Source organism: Gordonia sp. VNK1, assembly GCF_040049135.1.
Taxonomy (GTDB): Bacteria; Actinomycetota; Actinomycetes; order Mycobacteriales; family Mycobacteriaceae; genus Gordonia; species Gordonia oleivorans.
This window is the reverse complement of record NZ_JBDZDJ010000005.1, coordinates 99,612-117,244: the sequence shown is the minus strand read 5'-3', so window position 1 is coordinate 117,244 and position 17,633 is coordinate 99,612. Positions and strand designations below refer to the sequence as shown.

The window sequence follows — 17,633 nt, the reverse complement described above, 5'->3', positions numbered from 1 at the left end:
GAGGCGAAACCAAAAGTTCGGTACGCCGAAAAATCGCGGATGGGTGAGCCGGTTTCGTCACTGCAGAAGTCGCCAGACCCGATCCCGCGACATCGGTGTCTCGTGTGGTCGCACTCCGATGGCCCGGCGGATCGCATTGGCCAGAGCCGGCGCCACCGGGTTGTACGGCGATTCGCTCATCGACTTGGCGCCGAAGGGGCCGAGGTCGTCGGAGGTGTCGGCGAAGAACACCTCGGTATCGGGGATGTCGACCATCTGCGGTACGCGGTAGGTGCGGAACACCGGCGTCAACACCGCGCCCTTGCCGTCGAGCATGATCTCCTCGTACAGGCTCGAGCCGATCGCCTGCGCGACGCCACCCTCCACCTGTCCGAGGCACTGCTCGGGGTTCATCACGGTGCCCGCGTCGGCGGCGTGGACGGACTGCAGGATGACCACCGAGCCGGAGTCGGTGTCGACGGCCACGCGGAATGCCTGCACGTTGAAGGCGATGGATCGCAGTTCGCCGTGTTCGGCGCCGGTTGCCACGGCACGAGGCCCGCCGGGAAGTTCGATGCGATGATCGGCGTCGACGGCGCCGATCAGCTCGGCGAAGGTGATCATCCGCTCCCCGACGAGCGGGCCGTCGGCGGTCAGGCGGACCTCGTCGGGGGTGGCCGAGGACAACGCGGCTGCGGTGCGCAGCAACACCTCTCGCAGTTCCAGCGCGGCGCCGTACACTGCCTTGCCCGCGACGGTGGTACCCGCGGAGGCGAAGGCCCCGGTGTCGTAGCCGGCGGCGTCGGTGTCGCCGTTGCGGAGGACGACGCGATCCACCGACGTCGACATCGTTGTCGCGGTGATCTGGGCGTGCACAGTGGTGGTGCCGTTGCCGAACTCGGCCGTGCCGACCCCGACGTGATACGTCCCGCCGGCGTCGACGGCGACGCTGACATCGGAGTGATGTCCGCGTGGGGCCATGGTCGCGATCGCCGCGAGGGCCATACCCTCGCCGATCCGCCACGACTCTCCGGCCGGTGCGGTGACGCCGTTGCCCTTCGTCAATGCCGCCTGCGCCAGGTCGAGGCACTGGTCGAGTCCGTAGCTGCCGTAGACCAGGTCCTCCTCGGGTTCCGGGTGTGCGATCAACAGCGGATCACCTTGTGCCACAGCGTTGATCCGGCGCAGCTCGAACGGGTCGACACCGAGCCGCAGCGCGAGTTCGTCCATCGCACTCTCGATCGCGAAGATGACCTGGCCGAGGCCGTATCCGCGGAAGGCCCCCGACGGAGGGTTGTTGGTATAGACGACCTCCGCATCCACCCGTTTGACCGGGCAGTTGTACACCGAGACCGATTCGGCGCAGGCGTGGAACATCACCCCGATGGCGTGGTTGCCGTAGGCGCCGGTGTCGGAGAGCACGTCGACCTTCATCGCCCTCAGCCGCCCGGCGTCATCGGCGCCGAGATCCACCGACACCTCGAAGGGATGACGGTAGGTGGTACGGGTCATCTCGTCGGTGCGGGTCATCTCGTAGCCGACCGGACGGCCGGTCCGCAGTACCGCGATCGCAACGAGATCCTCGGTGAGCAACTCCTGTTTGCCGCCGAATCCGCCGCCGACGCGGGCGGCGGCGACGCGGATCCGTTCCGGTGGGAGATCGAGGAGCAAGGCGAGTTCGTCACGCACCAGGAATGGGACCTGGGTGCTGGTCCGCAGGACGAGCCGGCCGTCGTCGTCGAGCCAACCGATGCTGCCGTGCGTTTCGAGTTGGGCGTGGCTGACCCGCGACGTCCGCCAGGTTCCGCCGACGGTGACCGGCGAATTGTGCAGTGCCACATCCACATCACCGCCGAAACCGTCATGGAATGCGGCGATCACGTTGCGGTCGGCGTGCGCCACGCGATCCGCCGGGGTGCGGTCCGGGTGGATGAGCGGGGCACCCGGCCGGCGGGCGTCGGACGGATCGAACACCGCGGGCAGTGGTTCGTAGGTCACGGTGATCCGGCGGCAGGCCTCCTCGGCGGCCGTCGCGGTGTCGGCGACGACGGCGGCGACCCGCTGGCCGACGAAGCGCACCACCGGATCGAAGACCAGGGTGTCGTCCGGATCGTCCTCGCGAAGGTCATGACGCGCGGTGGAAAACCGTCGGGTGGAGACGTTCTCGTGGGTCAGGATCAGGGTCACGCCCTCGACCGTGGCCGCCTCGGTGGTGTCGATCGAGGTGATCCGGGCATGCGGGTGCGGTGAGGTGAGCACCCGCAGGAACTGCATCCCCGGCACCTCGACGTCAAAGGTATACGGTTCGGTGCCGGTGACGACGCGTTCGGCGGCAAGGGGATTCACCGAGCAGCCCACACCGCTGCCGTCCGGGCGGGCGGCCACCGAGCTGGGGGTGTGCTCCCCGGTCACACCCTCGCGGATCGCCGAACGGATCGCCCGATATCCGGTGCAGCGGCACAGGTTTCCCTTCATCTTCCGTGGGAGGTCGTCGAGATCATCGGCTTTCAGCGTCGAGGCGGTGACGATCATTCCGGCGGTGCAGAATCCGCACTGGAAGCCGAAGTTGTCGACGAACGCCTCCTGCATCGGATGCAGGTCGCCGGGGGTGCCGAGGCCGGACACTGTCGTCACCGACGCGCCGTCGATCCGCTGGGCCGGATAGATACACGAATGCACCGGCGTCCCGTCGACCAGCACCGAGCAGGCCCCGCAGTCACCGGCGTCGCATCCCTTCTTCACCTCGAAGTGGGTCGCGTCGCGCAGGAACGTCCGAAGGCATTGGCCGGGCCGTGGTGTGGCGTCGGCAGATTCACCGTTGATCTCGAAGTGCATGGGATCTCACCGTCCGCCGGTCGTGGGTTGCGTGTGGTCGCTCAGTTCGACCCGGATCTGCTCGGCGAGCGTCCCGCTCACCCCGCGGCGCCAATCCGCCGAGCCGAGGGGATCGGTGTAATAGCCGTCGGCGGACTCGATGTCGGCGCGCAGAGTGGCCGCATCGGGAAATGCGGGATAGCGCAGCACCGTCGGCCACCCCGTCGCGGCGGTGATACCGAACACCGCGGAACCGTCGGCGTCGAGGCGTCCGGTGACAACGGCCGCGGAGCGACCCAGCTCGGCCAGGGCGATCTTGCGGAATCCGGTGAACCCGCGTAGCGCGTGGCCGGGAATGTCGATGGCACGCAATACTTCTCCCGGTTCGAGAGTGTTGGTGCCGTTGCCGGTGACGAGGGTGGCGACCGGCACGGTGCGCTCGGTGCCGTCTGGTCGCCAGATCAGTGACACACCGTCGAGTGCGACGCCGAGCGAGACCATCGACGCGGCGGCGAACGACCGGCAGATGTTGCCGCCGACGGTGGCAACGTTCCAGATCTTGAATGACGCGAGCAAGGCGTTCGCACACTGGGAGAAGAGCGGATGTGCATGCCACCCGGGCCGTGGCTCCAGGTGGGCGAGCGTGGCGATGGGGCAGGTCGCCGCGATCCGCAGACCGCCGTCGGGAAGGTCTTCGACGTCGGGCCAGCCGATGCGGCTGATGTCGACGACACCGGAGGCGTCGATCTGCGGTTCGGAGAAGAACCAGGTGCCCCCGGCGATGATGCGTTCGCCCGGGGCGAGGACGAGATCGCCGCGGTTGCGTGCGTAGCGGTAAGTGCTGATGGTGTTGAGATCCATGCGTGTGCGACCTATCCGGCCTTGTCCAGGAGTCGACGATGTTCGGTGGCGCAGTCCCTGGCGATGGTGGCCGTGTCGGCGGTGGTGAGTTCGCCGTCGGTGACGATGCGTCGGCCCTGGATCCAGGTGCCCACGATCGGCGGGATCGCACCGAGAACCAGGGCGGCGACCGGGTCGTCGATATCGGCGTGGCCGAGTCCGGACAGATCCCAGAGCACCAGATCGGCGAGCTTGCCGACCTCGATCGACCCGATCTCGCTGTCACGCCCCAGGACTCGTGCGCCGCCGATGGTGGCCAGGTCGATGGCGGTGCGGGTGGTCAGCGCCGTGGGACCGCCCTTGGCGCGGGCCATCAGGACCGCCTGGTGGGCTTCTTCGAGGAGGCGCGCCGATTCGTTGGAGGCGGCGCCGTCGACGCCGAGGCCCACGGGCACGCCGGCGTCGACGAGGTCGCGAGTGCGGCAGATCCGGTTGCCCAGACGCGCGTTCGAGGTGGGGCAGTGCGCCACCCCGGTCGACGTGGCGGCGAGGCGACCGATCTCCGCATCGTCGAATTCGATGCCGTGGGCGAACCACACGTCGTCGCCCACCCAGCCGACGGATTCCATGTACTGCAGGGGTGTCGACCCGAAATGCTCGTCGCAGTAGGTGTTCTCGTCGAGGGATTCGGCGAGGTGGGTGTGCATCCGAACGCCGAGTTCGCGTGCCAGGGAGGCCGATTCGCGCAGCAGATCGGTGGTCACCGAGAAGGGGGAGCACGGGGCGAGCGCGATCCGCAGCATCGAGTCGGGGGACGGGTCGTGCCAGCGGCTCACGGCATCGGTGCTCGCGGTGAGGATTTCGTCGATGGTCTGCACCACGGTGTCCGGAGGCAGGCCGCCGTCCTTCTCCGACAGGTCCATCGAGCCGCGCGTCGGATGGAAGCGGATGCCGAGGGTCTGGGCGGCGGCGATCTCCGCGCCGAGCAGATCGCCACCCTCGCGTGGGAAGACGTAGTGATGGTCGGTGGTGGTGGTGCATCCCGACAAGGCGAGTTGGGCCAGCCCGCCGAGTGCCGCGACGTTCACCGCCTTCTCGTCGATTCCCGCCCAGATGGGATAGAGCGTGGTGAGCCACTGGAACAACGTGTGATCGGCGGCCAGCCCCCGCGTGATCCACTGGTAGAGGTGATGGTGGGTGTTGACCAGACCCGGTGTGAGCACGCAGCCGCGGCCGTCGATGCGGACGACATCGTCGTCGACGTCGGTGATCGGCGCGGTGGACACGGCCTCGATGGTCGCACCGTCGATCAGGACCGACGCGTGGGACAACTCGCGCCGCTCGGTGTCGACGGTGATCACATGCGCGTTCTCGATGAGGGTCTGCGGGGACACGGGCTCACGCTACGACCATCGCGTTACGGTCAGATTGCGCCACGCGCGAGCGTGCCCGCTGAGCTCGCCGAGGCGTGGGCTACACGGTCTCCTCGTCGAGGCGGCGTCCCTGCGGGATGGCCAGGGCCAGTCCCGCGGCGATCGCGCAGGCGCACAGCGAGATGATCGACGCCGTCAGGTAGCCGGAGGTGTCGGGGACCGACGTGACCGTCCCGTCGGGCCCGTCGACGGTGACGATCGACCAGGTGAGGATCATCCCGACCACGGCCGCCGACGTGGAGGTGCCGACGACACGCATCAGTGCGTTGACGCCGTTGGCCTCGCCGGTCTGGGTGATCGGCACCGCCCGCATGATCAGGGCGGGCATCGCGGCGTAGGCGATCCCGAGGCCGGCGCCGATGAGGCAGGCGATCATCAGCATCAGCCACCAGGTGATGTCCCGGCCGGAGGCCAGGACGACGATGAACACGACATAGCCCACCCCGATGACCGTCGCGCCCAGCGACAGCGAGATCCGCGGGCCGACGTGTGCGGTCAGCCAGGCGCTGACATGGGAGAAGATGAACATGAGGATGCCGCTGGGCGCGAGGATCAACGACGCGGTGACCATCTGGTAGCCGAGTCCGACGGGTCCGGCGGTCGGTGCCATGAGCACCTGGATGGGCATCAGCTGCATCGAATAGAACGCGAAGCCGGTGGCCACCGACGCGATGTTGGTGAGCATCACCGGGCGTTCGACGGCGATCCGCGTGTCGATGAGGGCATTGGGCAGGCGTCGCTCCCACAGCCACCACATCGAGCCGATCACCACGAATGCCACGAAGGCGCCGATCGTCAGCGGTGAACCCCAACCCCACGACGCGCCCTTGGACAGCGGTAGCAGCAGACACGTCAGCAGCACGGCGAGGCCCAGCGCTCCCAGGATGTCGAACCGTCCGCCGCTGTGGCCACGGTCGGCGGGGATGGTCGCGATCATGCCGAGGGCGCTGAGTCCGGCGGCAACGGCACACATCCAGAACAGGGCATGCCATCCCACATGCTGGGCGAGCAACGCGGCGACCGGGAGACCGAGGGCACCGCCGATTCCGAGCGAGGCGCTCATCGTGCCCACCGATGAGCCGAGCCGCAGGGGCGGGACGATGTCGCGCATGACGCTGATGCCGAGCGCGATCGTGCCGAAGCCGAGGCCCTGCAACCCACGTCCGATGAGGAAGGGCAGCAGCGACGGCGACAGTGCGCACACGACCGAACCCGCGGCCACACAGGCCATCGACGCCAGCAGCATGCGCCGTTTGCCGTACATGTCACCGAGGCGACCGCCGATGGGCGTGATGACCGCGCCGGCGAGCAATGTGATGGTGAGGGCCCATGTCGTGTCGCCGGGTTCGGCGTGCAGGAGAGTGGGCAGCGCCGGGATCAGCGGCACGATGATCGTCTGCATCAGTGCGACGACGATGCCGGCGGTGCAGAGAACGGTGACGGCCGCGCGCGGATGAATCTGCGGGACGTGGTTGTCGTGACGGCCACCGGTGGGATTTCCCGCACCGGGAGAACTCCCCGCACCGCTCGTACTCACAGTGCGATCTGTCGCTGACACCGGCATCAACCTCCGTGGGACACGCTATCTCACCTCGTCGAACGAACGATCGGTCAGGGCGAAAGTGGGGAGGAATGCCGAAGTGTCGGGGGATGAATCGGTCGGTGGGGGAGGAATTCTCGGGCGCCCACTCATCCCCTATCCCAGGCGAGGGCGCCTCACGCCGGACGATACGGAATCGAGTCGCTGCGAGTCGGATCGATGTGGATGCCCCGGCCGAGCTGGGGGAACGCGCGTTGGGTGCATGCCGGACGCTCGCACACCTTGCATCCGGCTCCGATCGGTACGACGGTGCGCTCGTCGGCGAGGTCGACCCCGGTCGAATAGACGAGCCGGTCGGCGTGGGCGAGATCGCATCCGAGGCCCACGGCGAAACTGGTGTGCGGTGCCAGGTGGCCGCGCTGTTCGGTGGTGGTGCGGGCCAGCCAGAAATAGGACCGGCCATCGGGCATCTGGGACACCTGGGTGACGATCCGCCCGGGCGTGGCGAACGCATCGTGCACTCCCCACAGCGGGCAGCTACCGCCCACGCGTGAGAAGTGGAAGGCGGTGGCCGACTGTCGCTTCGAGATGTTTCCCGCCTTGTCGGTGCGCACGAAGATGAACGGCACACCTCGACTTCCGGGACGCTGCAAGGTCGACAACCGATGGCACACGGTCTCGAATCCGACCTCGAACGTCAGGCTCAGCAACTCGATGTCGTAGCGCGTCTTCTCCGCCGCGGCACGGAACCGCTCATACGGAAGCAGCAGAGCGCCCGCGAAGTAATTCGCCAATCCGATGCGTGCGACGGGAAGTGTTGCAGCGCTGAGATTCTGGGCCTGCGCAACCAGCGCATCGATGGTGGCTTCCTGTTCCAGCAGTGCCAGCTGGGTGGCGAGCTGAAACGCGCGCTGTCCCGCGCTCAGACGACCGGCCAGGCCGATCACGCCGTTGGCCGGATCGAACGTCCGTTTTGGAACTGCCACGGCCGCAACGGGATCGGGTTCGTGGGTGATGGTCACGCGGATGTCGTGGCGACGATGCAGGAGGTCGGCCAATTGCAGATCGAGCCCGCCGATGGAGAGTTTCTCGTCGGCAAAGAGTTGCTCCGCCGCCCGGTCGAGGACGTCGATGTGATTCTTGCGGTCGTAGAAGAAGTCGCGCACCTCCTCGAAGGGGGTCGATCCCGCCGCCGCGGTCGGATCGGCGAGTTGCGCCCGGTAGGTTTCCAATTCGGCGGTCGCCGACGTGAGTTGTCGGTGCAGGGCGACGAGAGTCCGTCCCATGGCGGGCATGCGTCCGACGAGTTCGGCGATCTCGGCGCGGCTGCACTCCCCGGACTCCGCATGGGCGGTCATGACGTCGGCGAGGTCGCCGATGAGTCGCGCATCGTTGTCACAGGCGAAGTAGTCGGCGTCGAGATCGAACTCCCGGGTCAGCGCGAGCAGGACCGGGACGGTGATCGGGCGCTGATCGTTCTCGAGCTGGTTGAGATAGCTCGTCGACTTCTCGATCCGACGTGCGAGCGCGGCCTGCGACAGACCCTGCTCATCGCGCAGCCGTCGGAGTCTCGGGCCCACGAACATCCGGCCCGCCGAACTCGACGACGTCTTCACCATGGCGCCCAGCATAGACGGCGAGCCGTCCACAAAGTTTGCAAGATTGTCTGGAAACTTCCGCAGAAATACGCATTTGCCAGGTCTTTCCACTGGTCGCCGATGCTGCGTACGGTGCGAATATGATCATTCACGACGTACGGACACACCGCAGCTCTGATGACTTCCCGCAGTCCGAGCACCTTGCCACCAAGATCGCCAAGGTGGCCATCGACCCCGTCGAGGTGCCCGCCGACACCGCGGAGATGATCATCAACCGCGTCATCGACAACGCCGCGGTCAGCGCGGCGTCGGTGATCCGCCGTCCGGTCACCTCCGCCCGGGCGCAGGCGCTCGCACACCCGCCGGCAGAAGGAAGGCCCGGTGCCGCGGTCTTCGGTGTCGAGGGCCGTTACTCGCCCGAGTGGGCGGCGTGGGCCAACGGGGTCGCCGTGCGCGAGCTCGATTTCCACGACACCTTCCTCGCTGCCGAATACTCCCACCCCGGTGACAACATCCCCGCACTCGTCGCCGTGGCGCAGCAGGTCGGCGCCTCGGGTGCCGACCTGATCCGCGGTCTCGCCACCGCCTACGAGATCCAGATCGACCTGGTGCGCGGAATGTGCCTGCACGAGCACAAGATCGACCATGTCGCCCACCTCGGTCCGTCGGTCGCCGCCGGCCTCGGCACGATGCTGAAGCTCGACGAGGAGACCATCTACCAGGCCATCGGGCAGGCCCTGCACCTGACCACGGCCACCCGCCAGTCGCGTAAGGGTCTGATCTCGAGCTGGAAGGCCTACGCCCCGGCCCACGCCGGCAAGATCGCCATCGAGGCCGTCGACCGCGCCATGCGCGGCGAGGGTGCGCCCGCCCCGATCTGGGAAGGCGAGGACGGCGTCATCGCCTGGATGCTGGGCGGTCCGGAGAAGACCTACCAGATCCCGCTCCCCGGACCGGGTGAGGCCAAGCGCGCCATCCTCGACAGCTACACCAAGGAACACTCCGCCGAGTACCAGAGCCAGGCGCCGATCGACCTCGCTCGCCGCATGCGGGACCGCATCGCCAATCTCGACAACATCGAATCGATCGTGCTGCACACCAGCCACCACACCCACGTCGTCATCGGCACCGGTTCCGGCGATCCGCAGAAGTTCGATCCGAAGGCCAGCCGCGAGACCCTCGATCACTCCGTGCCCTACATCTTCGCGGTCGCACTCCAGGACGGCGTCTGGCATCACGAGGCCTCCTACGCACCCGAACGTGCGAACCGTCCCGACACGATCGCGCTGTGGAACAAGATCTCCACGGTCGAAGACCCGGAGTGGACCCGTCGGTACCACTCCACCGATCCGGCCGAGAAGGCATTCGGTGCCAAGGCCGTGATCACCCTGACGGGCGGTGAGGTGATCACCGATGAACTCGCGGTCGCCGACGCCCATCCGCTCGGCGCTCGGCCGTTCGCGCGACCTCAGTACGAGGCGAAATTCGCGGCGATGGCCGAGGGGGTAGTCGATGCGGACGAGCAGCAGCGATTCCTGGTGGCTGCTGCCGGGCTCGGCGATCTCGGGCCGGGCGAGCTCGGCGCGCTCAACGTGTCCGTGGCGCCGTTGGTGTTGGACAAGGCGCCGACGATCGGGACGGGAATCTTCTGATGGGCTCAGCATCAGGAGTCTCCGGCCTCTTTTCGTCGGCCGTCTCCGACACCGACAAGCGCCGCGCATTGCGCGCCGGGCTCGCCTCAGGTGACCTGCTGCGCTGGCCGGGAGCCTTCTCCCCGCTGGTGGCAAAGCTGATCGCGGACGTCGGATTCGAGGGTGTGTACGTCTCGGGTGCGGTGCTGTCGGCGGACCTCGGACTGCCCGACATCGGACTGACCACGTTGAGTGAGGTCACCGCCCGCGGTTCGGCGATCGCGCACGCCACCGACCTGCCGACCCTCATCGACGCCGACACCGGATTCGGGGAGCCGATGAGCGCGGCGCGCACGATCGCCTCCCTCGAGGACGCCGGTCTGGCCGGATGTCACCTCGAGGATCAGGTCAATCCGAAGCGGTGCGGGCACCTCGACGGCAAGGACGTCGTCCCGACGGGCGAGATGCTCAAGCGTCTGCGCGCCGCGGTGTCGGCTCGCCGTGATGAGAACTTCGTCATCTGCGCGCGCACCGACGCGGCCGGCATCGAGGGCATCGAGTCGGCCATCGAACGGGCCAAGGCCTACGCCGACGCCGGCGCCGACCTCATCTTCACCGAAGCCCTGCGCGACATCGGTGAGTTCGAGAAGTTCCGCGCAGCCGTCGACGTCCCGCTGCTGGCGAACATGACCGAGTTCGGCAAGTCCGAGCTCGTGACCGCCGACCAGCTGCGCGACGTCGGCTACAACGCCGTCATCTACCCGGTGACGACGCTGCGCATCGCGATGGGTGCCGTCGAACGCGGACTGCGGGAAATCCATTCCGCCGGAACGCAATCGGGGCTTCTCGACGGGATGCAGCACCGCAGTCGACTCTACGAACTGCTGCGGTACGCCGACTACAACGATTTCGATTCCGACCTGTTCAACTTCACCATCGGCGCCGGGAGCGGAGCGAGCGGGCCGCTTCCCACCGCGGGTGGCACCGGGTCGACCACCAATCCGAAAGGTGTACAGCAATGACCACCGCGACACCCGAGAAGAAGACGGCAGAGTCGCAGGCCCCGAAGATCTACAAGGGCCTGGCCGGCGTCGTCGTCGACACTACCGCGATCTCCAAGGTGGTGCCGGAGACCAACTCCCTGACCTACCGCGGCTACGCCGTGCAGGACCTCGCGGCCCATTGCTCGTTCGAGCAGGTGGCCTACCTGCTGTGGCACGGGGAGCTGCCGAACGATCGTGAGCTGTCGGCGTTCACCCTCCTCGAGCGTGCCAGTCGTCGTCTGGATCGTTCGACGCAGGCGGTCCTGGCGCGGATTCCGGAGAACTGCCACCCGATGGACGTGGTGCGCACCGCGATCAGCTTCCTCGGCACCGAGGACCCGGACGAGGACAATCCGAGTGCGTCGTCGAACTACGACAAGGCGCTGCGGATGTTCGCCGTCCTGCCGACGATCGTCGCCGCCGACATGCGGCGGCGACGCGGGCTGGAGCCGATCGCCCCGCATCACGGGCTCGGATACTCGGAGAACTTCCTGAATATGTGTTTCGGAGAGGTGCCCGACCCGGTGATTGTCCGGGCATTCGAGAAGTCGATGGTCCTCTACGCCGAACACAGCTTCAATGCATCGACGTTCGCCGCACGCGTCGTCACCTCGACGCAGTCCGACATCTACAGCGCGGTCACCGCGGCGATCGGAGCGTTGAAGGGGTCGTTGCACGGTGGGGCGAACGAGGCGGTCATGTACGACATGATCGAGATCGATCGTCCCGAGCGGGCGAGGGAATGGATGGAGGCCAAGCTGTCTCGAAAAGAGAAAGTCATGGGCTTCGGACATCGCGTGTACAAGAATGGCGACTCGCGGGTGCCGACCATGAAGGAGGCGCTCGTCGACATATCGAACCACAAGAACGACACCCGATGGTTGGAGATCTACGGCGAACTCGAGGCGGTGATGACCGAACGGACCGGGATCAAACCCAATCTCGACTTCCCGACCGGGCCCGCGTACTACCTGATGGGATTCGACATCGGTTCGTTCACACCGATTTTCGTCATGAGCCGGATCACCGGATGGACGGCGCACATCATCGAACAGACGGCGGCCAATGCGCTCATCCGTCCGTTGAGTTCGTATGACGGCCCGGCGCAGCGGGTCCTGACCGCCTGATGTCCAGTCATCCGACAATTCGGGGATTCCGCGGCGGAATGCGTGGTATTCCCACCAGTCATCCCACGTCATAAGACAGCCGGTCCGATGTCAGATGCTCCCGGGTTACGCTCACCTGGGAGCATCTGACATTTCGGGGCCTGCAGGAACGGAAAGGCAACATGTTCGACAAGGTGTTGGTGGCCAACCGCGGCGAGATCGCGATCCGTGCGTTTCGCGCCGCCTATGAACTCGGCGCTCGCACGGTCGCGATCTTTCCGTATGAGGATCGCAACTCGCTGCATCGATTGAAGGCCGACGAGTCCTATCAGATCGGCGTGCCCGGACATCCGGTGCGCGCATATCTGTCCGTCGAGGAGGTCGTCGCCGCGGCCCAGCGATGCGGTGCGGACGCGGTCTACCCGGGCTACGGGTTCCTCTCGGAGAACCCCGGTCTGGCGCGTGCGTGCGCGGCGGCAGGGATCACCTTCGTGGGTCCGAGTGCCGACGTGCTCGACCTGACCGGCAACAAGGCCCAGGCCATCGCCGCGGCCAAGGCCGCCGGACTGCCGGTGCTGGCGTCGTCGGAGCCGTCCTCGGACGTCGAGAACTTGATCGCGGCGTCGCAGGACATGCAGTTCCCGGTGTTCGTCAAGGCCGTCGCCGGTGGCGGTGGGCGCGGGATGCGCCGTGTGGACGACCCGGCGCAACTGCGGGAATCGATCGAGGCCGCCTCGCGTGAGGCCGATGCCGCCTTCGGTGATGCGACGGTGTTTCTCGAGCAGGCGGTGATCAATCCGCGCCACATCGAGGTGCAGATCCTCGCCGACACCCACGGCAACGTGATTCACCTCTACGAGCGTGACTGCAGCCTGCAGCGCCGCCATCAGAAGGTGGTGGAGTTGGCGCCGGCGCCGAATCTCGATCCCGCGCTTCGGGATCGGATCTGCGCCGACGCGGTCGCCTTCGCCCGCCAGATCGGCTACTCCTGTGCCGGCACCGTCGAGTTCCTCGTCGATGAACAGGGCAGGCACGTCTTCATCGAGATGAATCCGCGGATTCAGGTGGAGCACACGGTGACCGAGGAGATCACCGATGTGGATCTGGTGGGGGCGCAGCTGCGGGTGGCCTCGGGGGAGTCGCTCGCCGACCTCGGGCTGACCCAGGAGACCATCGCCGTCCACGGCGCGGCGATGCAGTGCCGCATCACCACCGAGGACCCGGCCGCCGGATTCCGCCCCGACGTGGGCCGGATCACCGCGTATCGCACCCCCGGTGGCGCCGGTATCCGACTGGACGGCGGCGCCAACCTCGGCGGTGAGGTGAGTGGTCATTTCGACTCGATGCTGGTCAAACTGACCTGTCGGGGAAGGGATTTCGCGACCGCGGCACGTCGCGCCCGACGCGCCTTGGCGGAGTTCCGGATTCGCGGCGTCGCGACCAACATCCCGTTCCTGCAGGCGGTTCTGGATGATCCGGACTTCCGTGCCGGACGGGTCACCACCTCCTTCATCGACGAGCGGCCGTGGTTGCTGACCACCGGCGGATCCGCCGACCGCGGCACCCGCATCCTGGAGTATCTGGCGGATGTGACGGTCAACAAGCCGCACGGGGAGCGGCCGTCGACGGTGTATCCGCGCGACAAACTGCCCACCGTCGACAAGGCCGTGCTGGCCCATCCGCAGCCCGGATCCAAGCAGCGGCTGACCGAACTGGGCCCGGAGGGCTTTGCGCGCGCACTGCGTGAGCAGCCGGGAGTTGCGGTGACCGACACCACCTTCCGTGATGCGCATCAGTCGCTGCTCGCGACCCGGGTGCGTACCTCGGGGCTGATGGCGGTCGCGCCGTATGTGGCGGCGTTGACGCCGCAGTTGCTGTCGGTGGAGTGCTGGGGTGGGGCGACCTACGACGTGGCGCTACGGTTCCTCAAGGAGGACCCGTGGGACCGACTCGCACAGCTGCGTGAAGCCATGCCCAACATCTGTCTGCAGATGTTGCTGCGCGGCGCGAACACCGTCGGCTATACCCCGTATCCGACGAAGGTGACCACCGCCTTCGTGTCGGAGGCCACCGCGGTCGGTGTTGACATCTTCCGGATCTTCGACGCGCTCAACAACATCGAGCAGATGCGGCCGGCAATCGAGGCGGTCCGGGAGACCGGTACGGCGGTGGCCGAGGTGGCGATGAGCTACACCGGTGACCTGGCGAATCCGGCCGAGGATCTCTACACCCTCGACTATTACCTGCGTCTGGCGGAGCAGATCGTCGAGGCGGGTGCGCACGTGCTGGCCATCAAGGACATGGCCGGTCTGTTGCGTGCACCGGCCGCGACGAAACTGATCACGGCACTGCGTTCGGAATTCGACCTGCCGATCCATGTGCACACTCACGACACCCCCGGTGGTCAGTTGGCGACGTATCTGGCGGCGGTGCAGGCCGGTGCGGATGCGGTCGACGGTGCGTCGGCGGCGTTGGCCGGGACAACGAGTCAGCCGCCGCTGTCGGCGATCGTGGCGACGTTCGCACACACCGAACGCGACACCGGCCTCGATCTGGCTGCCGTGTGCGATCTCGAACCGTACTGGGAGGCGATCCGAAAGGTGTACGCGCCGTTCGAATCCGGCATCCCCGGACCGACCGGACGCGTGTACGCCCACGAAATCCCGGGTGGCCAGCTGTCGAATCTGCGCCAGCAGGCCATCGCGCTCGGCCTGGGCAACCGGTTCGAGGCCGTCGAGGACGCGTACGCCTCCGCCGACGCGATGCTCGGCCGGCTGGTCAAGGTGACACCGTCGTCGAAGGTCGTCGGTGACCTCGCCCTGTCGATGGTGGGCCAGGGCATCGACCCGCAGGACTTCGCCGACGATCCCGCCGGCCACGACATCCCGGATTCGGTGATCGGGTTCCTGCGTGGCGAACTCGGCGATCCGCCCGGCGGCTGGCCGGAACCGTTGCGCAGCAGGGCACTCGAGGGCCGGCCTCCGGCGCCCCAGGTGGTCGAGTTGTCGACGGAGGATTCGGCCGCACTCGACGAGCCGGGACGTGGACGGCAGGAGACGTTGAACCGCCTGCTGTTCCCCGGCCCGACCCGCGAGTTCACCGAACACACCGAGGCCTACGGCGACACGTCACGGTTGTCGGCGAATCAGTTCTTCTACGGTCTGCGCTACGGCGAAGAACATCGCGTCGAACTCGAACCGGGTGTGGAACTGCTGATCGGCCTCGAGGCCATCAGCGACGCCGACGAGAAGGGCATGCGCACCGTGATGTGCGTCCTCAACGGGCAGCTGCGGCCGGTCGCGGTCCGCGACCGCGCGGTGGATTCCGCCGTCGAGGCCGCCGAGAAGGCCGATCGGTCCAATCCCGGGTCGGTGGGCGCACCGTTCGCCGGTGTGGTGTCGGTGTCGGTGTCGGTGGGCGACGAGGTGAAGCCGGGTGCGGCGATCGGCACCATCGAGGCGATGAAGATGGAGGCCACCATCACCGCCCCGGTCGGCGGCAAGGTCACCCGCGTCGCCATCGGACCGGTCACCAGCGTCGCGCCCGGAGACCTGCTGATCGAGATCGGCTGAGGTCACTCGCCGGTGACCTCGGCGTCGCAGCGAGATCGGGTGGCGCGCACGAGTGCGGCGTTGACATCGTCGACCTCAGCGATCCAGGATCGCGCATCGGAGTCGGTCTTGCCGGCCGCGACGTGACGGGCAAGTAGTCGCGTGTGGCGCACAGCATCGGGGGCATCGACAAACCACAGGCGATCGAGAAGTGTTCGTACCGGCGACCATTCGCCATCAGCGGCGAGGTAATTGCCTTCGACGACCACGACGCGGGCAGTGCCGCCGATGATCAGCGAGGCGGCAATGGGCTCGGCGGTGGTGTGGTCGAAATCCGGTGCGTAGACATCATGTCCGGGCGTCCGGATGCGTCGGAGCAGGCTGAGGAATCCGTCGACGTCAAAGGTGTCGGGAGCGCCTCGTCGTGCGGCCCGGCCGAGACGGCGCAGCACAGGTGTGGCCAGATGGAAACCGTCCATCGGCAGAAGGCCCACCGCCTCGTCGCCGAGCGTTGCTGCGAGCTCGGCGACGAGGCGGTGGGCGATGGTGGTCTTGCCGGCGCCGGGTGGTCCGGTGATACCCACTACATGACGTGGTGACCCGGCGGCCGCCGCGATGATCTCCGTGGTGACCGACATACGCCGAGCCTATCGGCCGCGACGTTCGGTGGGTACAGAGTCAGCGGACCTCGGCGGTCGGCGGATTCTGCTGTGGGTCCCACTGCACGAGCACGGTTTCGGGACCACGGAAGGACGTGTTGGGGGAGTAGGTCCACCGTTGTGGTTCGACGAGGCGGAGATGCGGGAGCCGAGCGGTGGTCTCCTCGAGCATGACGGTCATCTCCATGCGCGCCAGCGCCTGACCGAGGCAATGATGCACTCCCCAGCCGAAGGCAAGGTGATCCTCGGCGTTGTGGCGGTGAATGTCGAACGTGTCACCGTCGGCAAACCGTGCCTCATCGTGATTGGCCGAACCGGTGAGCAGCAGGATGCGTTGCCCGGCGGGGATGTCGAATCCGCCGATGGTGACGGGGCGAGTGGTCACCCGACGCCACGCCGGCACCGACGAGGCGTAGCGCAAGATCTCTTCGACAGCGGCGGGAATGAGCGCGGGATTCTCGCAGAGCTCGCGCCACTGATCAGGGTGCTCGAGCAGCACTTTGAAACCACTGGCCATGGCATTGGTGGTGGTCTCGTGCGAGGCGTAGAGGTGACTCTGCATGATCGAGGCCAGATAGGTGCGATCCCAGACGTCGTCGTTGCCTGCCTTCTGCCACGCCTTGATCGCGTTACTCATGTAGTCGTCGCCCGGATTGTCGATCAGACGCTCCACATGTTCCCGCGCATAGGTCAGGTACGCGGCGAACTCCTCGGCGAGCGTGACCTGTTGGTCGTCGCTGGGGCGACCCCAGATCCACAAGGCGAACCGGGACGCGTACCGACGGGCCCGCTCCACCTCGGCCTCGGGCACCCCCATCAGGACGAAGGCGGTCTGGGCGGGAACCTGAAAGGTCATATCGGAGACCATGTCTGCGTGTCCCGCATCGACGATCGCGTCGAGGCACGTGCGGACGAATCGACGGGTGTACGGCTCGATCTCGGCGACCTTGTCCGGCGTGACGCCCTTGCGCAGTACGCGCCGGCGCTTGGTGTGCAGGGGAGCGTCCTCGTCGACGAGCATGGTCGAGGGAACGTAGTCGACGGCGGCGAGCTTGTCCATCGCTGCCGGGCATGGCGGCTTGATCAACTCACCGGCCGCCGTGGCCGAATAGGACTCGGTGTCGCGGGAGATCGCGAGCACGTCGTCGTAGGTGCTCACCACCCAGTAGTCGATCTCTGGGCTGTAGAACACCGGCTCGTCGGCTCGTGCCCGGGCGAACACGGAGTAGGGATCTTGCAGATACGCCTCGTCGAATGGGTTGAACTCTGCGGCAAAGTTACTCACCGGGCAGCGACCGGCGGATGTCGCGGCGGATGTGGTGGTGGGTGCGGTACTCGGCGCATGGGTGTTGGTGGGGCGCACGGGTGTCTCGGTCATCGTCGACTCCTTGTCGAATTGGGGGGCTGAACTCCGATGGGGCAGAGGGTGTGTGGCAGAG

The 17,633-nt window shown here is 67.1% G+C and carries 11 protein-coding genes; 4 read left to right on the top strand and 7 right to left on the bottom strand.

Translation table 11 applies throughout. The annotated features are described in order from the left end of the window. Positions 1 to 57: 57 nt before the first annotated feature. From ABLE94_RS08050 to ABLE94_RS08030, 5 genes are all read right to left on the bottom strand, one after another. Positions 58 to 2,814 carry a molybdopterin-dependent oxidoreductase gene (locus ABLE94_RS08050; RefSeq protein ID WP_348808527.1) on the bottom strand — a complete coding sequence of 919 codons (2,757 nt, stop codon included), beginning with the start codon at positions 2,812 to 2,814 and terminating at the stop codon, positions 58 to 60. 6 nt (positions 2,815 to 2,820) lie between these two features. After that, on the bottom strand, positions 2,821 to 3,654 hold the full coding sequence (locus tag ABLE94_RS08045; RefSeq protein ID WP_348802565.1) for an FAD binding domain-containing protein: 834 nt from the start codon (positions 3,652 to 3,654) through the stop codon (positions 2,821 to 2,823). 11 nt (positions 3,655 to 3,665) lie between these two features. Further along, a complete protein-coding gene (locus tag ABLE94_RS08040; protein ID WP_348808526.1) occupies positions 3,666 to 5,027 on the bottom strand; it encodes an 8-oxoguanine deaminase in 1,362 nt (453 codons plus the stop codon). 79 nt (positions 5,028 to 5,106) lie between these two features. Continuing rightward, the gene (locus ABLE94_RS08035; protein WP_425476164.1) at positions 5,107 to 6,630 is read right to left on the bottom strand and encodes an MFS transporter; all 1,524 of its coding nucleotides are present in this window, start codon (positions 6,628 to 6,630) and stop codon (positions 5,107 to 5,109) included. Between the two features lie 152 nt (positions 6,631 to 6,782). Beyond that, positions 6,783 to 8,225, bottom strand: a complete 1,443-nt coding sequence (locus ABLE94_RS08030) for a short-chain fatty acyl-CoA regulator family protein (protein ID WP_348808525.1) — start codon at positions 8,223 to 8,225, stop codon at positions 6,783 to 6,785. Between the two features lie 119 nt (positions 8,226 to 8,344). Between ABLE94_RS08030 and prpD the strand changes: the two genes are divergently transcribed. From prpD to ABLE94_RS08010, 4 genes are all read left to right on the top strand, one after another. Continuing rightward, positions 8,345 to 9,856, top strand: coding sequence for a 2-methylcitrate dehydratase PrpD (gene prpD / locus ABLE94_RS08025; RefSeq protein WP_348808524.1), 1,512 nt, complete (start codon positions 8,345 to 8,347; stop codon positions 9,854 to 9,856). Then, a complete protein-coding gene (gene prpB, locus ABLE94_RS08020; RefSeq protein WP_348808523.1) occupies positions 9,856 to 10,857 on the top strand; it encodes a methylisocitrate lyase in 1,002 nt (333 codons plus the stop codon). Before prpD ends, prpB begins: the two co-directional genes overlap by 1 nt. After that, positions 10,854 to 12,005, top strand: coding sequence for a bifunctional 2-methylcitrate synthase/citrate synthase (locus tag ABLE94_RS08015; RefSeq protein ID WP_348808522.1), 1,152 nt, complete (start codon positions 10,854 to 10,856; stop codon positions 12,003 to 12,005). The genes prpB and ABLE94_RS08015 overlap by 4 nt, the downstream gene beginning before the upstream one ends. 161 nt (positions 12,006 to 12,166) lie before the next feature. After that, positions 12,167 to 15,556, top strand: a complete 3,390-nt coding sequence (locus tag ABLE94_RS08010; protein WP_348808521.1) for a pyruvate carboxylase — start codon at positions 12,167 to 12,169, stop codon at positions 15,554 to 15,556. 2 nt (positions 15,557 to 15,558) lie between these two features. Here ABLE94_RS08010 and ABLE94_RS08005 read toward each other — a convergent pair whose 3' ends face one another. Together ABLE94_RS08005 and ABLE94_RS08000 are read right to left on the bottom strand one after the other, a co-directional pair. Then, complete coding sequence (locus ABLE94_RS08005; RefSeq protein ID WP_348808520.1) at positions 15,559 to 16,173, bottom strand: nucleoside/nucleotide kinase family protein; 615 nt, start codon at positions 16,171 to 16,173, stop codon at positions 15,559 to 15,561. Between the two features lie 40 nt (positions 16,174 to 16,213). Continuing rightward, positions 16,214 to 17,572, bottom strand: coding sequence for a cytochrome P450 (locus tag ABLE94_RS08000; RefSeq protein ID WP_348808519.1), 1,359 nt, complete (start codon positions 17,570 to 17,572; stop codon positions 16,214 to 16,216). Positions 17,573 to 17,633 lie beyond the last annotated feature (61 nt).